This window comes from Caminibacter sp., from assembly GCF_053999135.1.
In genome coordinates this window covers 1-3460 of sequence record NZ_JBMXVQ010000103.1, presented here as the reverse complement: position 1 = coordinate 3460, position 3460 = coordinate 1, and the positions used below count along the sequence as shown (strand labels likewise).

The following is a 3460-nucleotide window of genomic DNA, read 5'->3' as shown; positions in this document are numbered from 1 at the left end:
CTTTTAAAAGAAGTTGATGAAATGATAGACAGATGTACCTTTACATATGTCAGACAAAAAGAGATGCTAGGACTAGGCCATGCGGTTTTAACAGGAGAGCCTTTGATAGGAAACAATCCTTTTGCGGTGGTATTGGCAGATGATTTGTGCGAGGGAGACGTTCTTTCCCAGATGGTGAAACTGTATAAAAAATTCAGATGTACGATAGTTGCTATAGAGGAAGTTCCCAAAAGCGAAGTTAAAAAATACGGAGTTATCAAAGGCAAAAAAATAGAAGACGGGATTTATATGGTCGAGGATATGGTTGAAAAGCCCGAGCCTAAAAACGCTCCTAGTAACCTGGCCATTATTGGAAGATATATTCTCACTCCTGATATTTTTGACCTTTTAAGAGAAACAAAACCCGGCAAAGGCGGAGAAATTCAGCTGACAGACGCTTTACTTAAACAGACAAAGGAAGGCATGGTAATAGCGTATAAATTTAAGGGAAAAAGATTTGACTGCGGAAGTGTAAAAGGGTTTATGGAAGCTGCGAACTATTTTTATGAAAAAGAATTTAAGGAAAGCTGATGTGCGGAATAGTAGGGTGTATAGGGTGTGATAATGTTGTCGAATTTTTAATCGAAGGTCTAAAGGAACTTGAATACAGGGGATATGACAGCGCGGGAATAGCCGTAAAAGATAAAGAAGGCCTAAAAGTTATAAAAGCGGTAGGGAAACTTAAAAATCTTGAGGAAAAAGTAACAAAGGTTGAATTCAAAAATCCCCTTTTTGGAATCGGTCATACCAGATGGGCAACCCATGGAAAACCGACGGAAATAAACGCACACCCTCAGATAGGCAAATTCAGCGCCGTAGTTCATAACGGAATAATAGAAAACTATCAGGAAATAAAAAAATTTCTAGAAGAAAAAAATATAGAGTTCGTATCCCAAACCGATACGGAAGTTATAGTAAGGCTTTTTGAGTATTATTATGAGGGGAATACTAAAGAGGCTTTTAAAAAAACGATTGAAAAGCTTGAGGGGGCTTATGCCGTACTGCTTGTAACCGATAAGGAAGAGAGAATATTTTTTGCTAAAAACGGCTCACCTCTTATTGTCACTAAAGAGGGGTATTTCGCCTCATCCGACGCGCCTCTTATAGGATATGCTAAAAAAGCACATTATCTTGAAGACGGGGAATGGGGCTGGTTTGATAAAGAACTCAGTCTTTTTAGATGCGATGAAAAAATATTACCTTTTTTTAAAGAGCTTTCCTCAAACAGGGAGTCTGCAAAAAAAGGCGGATTCAGGTTTTATATGGAAAAAGAGATATACGAGCAGTTTGACGTTTTAAGAGAAAATACTCTTGGAAGAAATACAAAAGATGGAATAGTGTTTGAAGAACTTGAGAGAAGTTTTTTTGAAGGAATTAACAATATAATCATTTCCGCCTGCGGGACCAGTTTCCATGCGGGGCTTGTAGGGAAATATTTGATAGAGCGAAAAGCTAAAATAAGGGTGGATGTTGAGGTTGCCAGCGAACTTAGATACAGGGAGCCTCTTTTGAGTAAAGACACTCTTTTTGTGGTAATTTCGCAGTCGGGAGAAACCGCTGATACGCTTGAGACTCTTAAAATGGCAAAAAAAGCGGGACTGAAAACCCTTGCTCTTTGCAATGTCGATAACTCTTCTATTGTCAGGGTTGCCGATAAGACAATACTGCTTAGAGCCGGAATAGAAAAGGGAGTGGCTTCGACAAAAGCGTTTGCAACCCAGGTTATGACCCTTTGGATGCTTGCCGATTATTTAGGAAATGTTAACGAATATGAAATAATAAACGAAGCCATAGAGGCCGTTAAAGTCGATGTTTCAAAACATGAGAAAATAAAAAGACTCTCAAAAAGATACCTACACGGTCATGGGTTTTTCTTTATAGGAAGGGATATTTTTTATCCTTTAGCACTTGAAGGGGCTTTGAAGTTAAAAGAAATAAGCTATATTCACGCGGAGGGCTATCCTGCGGGTGAGATGAAACACGGGCCCATAGCCTTGGCAGACCCTGAGCTGTTTGTGGTGGCCCTTCTTAGCAAAAACAGGCTGTTTGAAAAAACAAAATCCAATATAGAAGAACTTGTTGCAAGAGACGCTACGGTTTTGAGTGTTTCAAGCGAATATATAGAACTTACCGATGATTTTATAAGAATAAGCGATACGGAATATGATATGGTGGAGTTTTTCGAAATGATGGTTGTAACGCAGCTTTTGGCCCTTGAGGTGGCTGTAAGACTCGGTAACGATGTGGATATGCCAAGAAACTTGGCAAAATCCGTTACAGTTGAATAATAAAACTAAAAAGGAATTTTATGAAAATAGCGATAGCGGGAACAGGATACGTTGGACTTAGCAATGCGGTTTTATTAGCACAAAACAACGAAGTGGTGGCTTTAGATATAGTTCCAGAAAAAGTGGAAATGATAAATAAAAGAATAAGCCCTATTGAAGATAAGGAAATTACCGAATTTTTCCAGACAAAAAAGCTTAATTTAAAAGCCACTACAGATAAAAAAGAAGCATATGAAAACGCCGAATATGTTGTTGTCGCCACCCCTACCGATTATGACCCCGTTACCAATTATTTTAATACAAAGTCAATAGAAAGCGTTATAAAAGACGTAATAGAAATAAATCCGAACGCTACAATCGTAATCCGCTCAACCATTCCCATAGGATATACCGAAAGGATAAAAAAAGAGTTTAATTACGGTAAGATATTTTTCGTGCCTGAATTTTTAAGGGAAGGCAAAGCTCTTTTTGACAGTCTGTATCCAAGCCGTATTATCGTAGGTGAAAAGTCAACAAGAGCTGAAATATTCGCGAACCTGCTTAGAGACGGCGCTTTTAAGGAGACAATTCCTATTCTGTTTACGAATAACACCGAAGCCGAAGCCGTTAAACTGTTTGCCAATACGTACCTTGCTATGAGGGTGGCGTTTTTTAACGAGCTTGATACGTATGCCGAGGTAAAAGGGCTTAACACCAAAGATATTATTGAAGGCATATGTCTTGACCCTAGAATCGGAAACCATTACAATAATCCGAGTTTCGGATACGGGGGATACTGTCTGCCAAAAGATACCAAACAGCTGCTTGCCAATTATACGCTTGAAAACATTCCTCAAAGACTGATGGAGGCAATTGTAGATAGCAATACTACAAGAAAAGAGTTTATCGCCAAAAGGGTGCTTGATAAAAATCCCAAAACAGTTGGGGTTTACAGACTGATTATGAAAGCCGGAAGCGATAATTTCAGAAGCAGCGCTATTTTTGATGTTATGGAAATGCTAAAACCTTTTGTAAAACTGGTAGTTTATGAGCCGATGGCAAAAGGCGATGAAGTTGAAGGGGTTGAGTTTGTGAGTGATTTTGATGAGTTTGCCAAAAAAGCGGATGTTATACTTGCAAACAGAATAGATGAA

At 38.7% G+C, this 3460-nt stretch carries 3 protein-coding genes; all 3 read left to right on the top strand.

Annotation, left to right across the window (positions count from 1 at the left end):
- Positions 1–570, top strand: a 570-nt coding sequence (locus ACXJH6_RS07820) for a sugar phosphate nucleotidyltransferase (protein ID WP_456471197.1), incomplete at its 5' end; no start/stop codon positions are given.
- Positions 570–2327, top strand: a complete 1758-nt coding sequence (glmS, locus tag ACXJH6_RS07815) for a glutamine--fructose-6-phosphate transaminase (isomerizing) (RefSeq protein WP_456471196.1) — start codon at positions 570–572, stop codon at positions 2325–2327. The genes ACXJH6_RS07820 and glmS, both read left to right, overlap by 1 nt.
- Before the next feature lie 20 nt (positions 2328–2347).
- Positions 2348–3460, top strand: a 1113-nt coding sequence (locus tag ACXJH6_RS07810) for a nucleotide sugar dehydrogenase (protein ID WP_456471195.1), incomplete at its 3' end; no start/stop codon positions are given.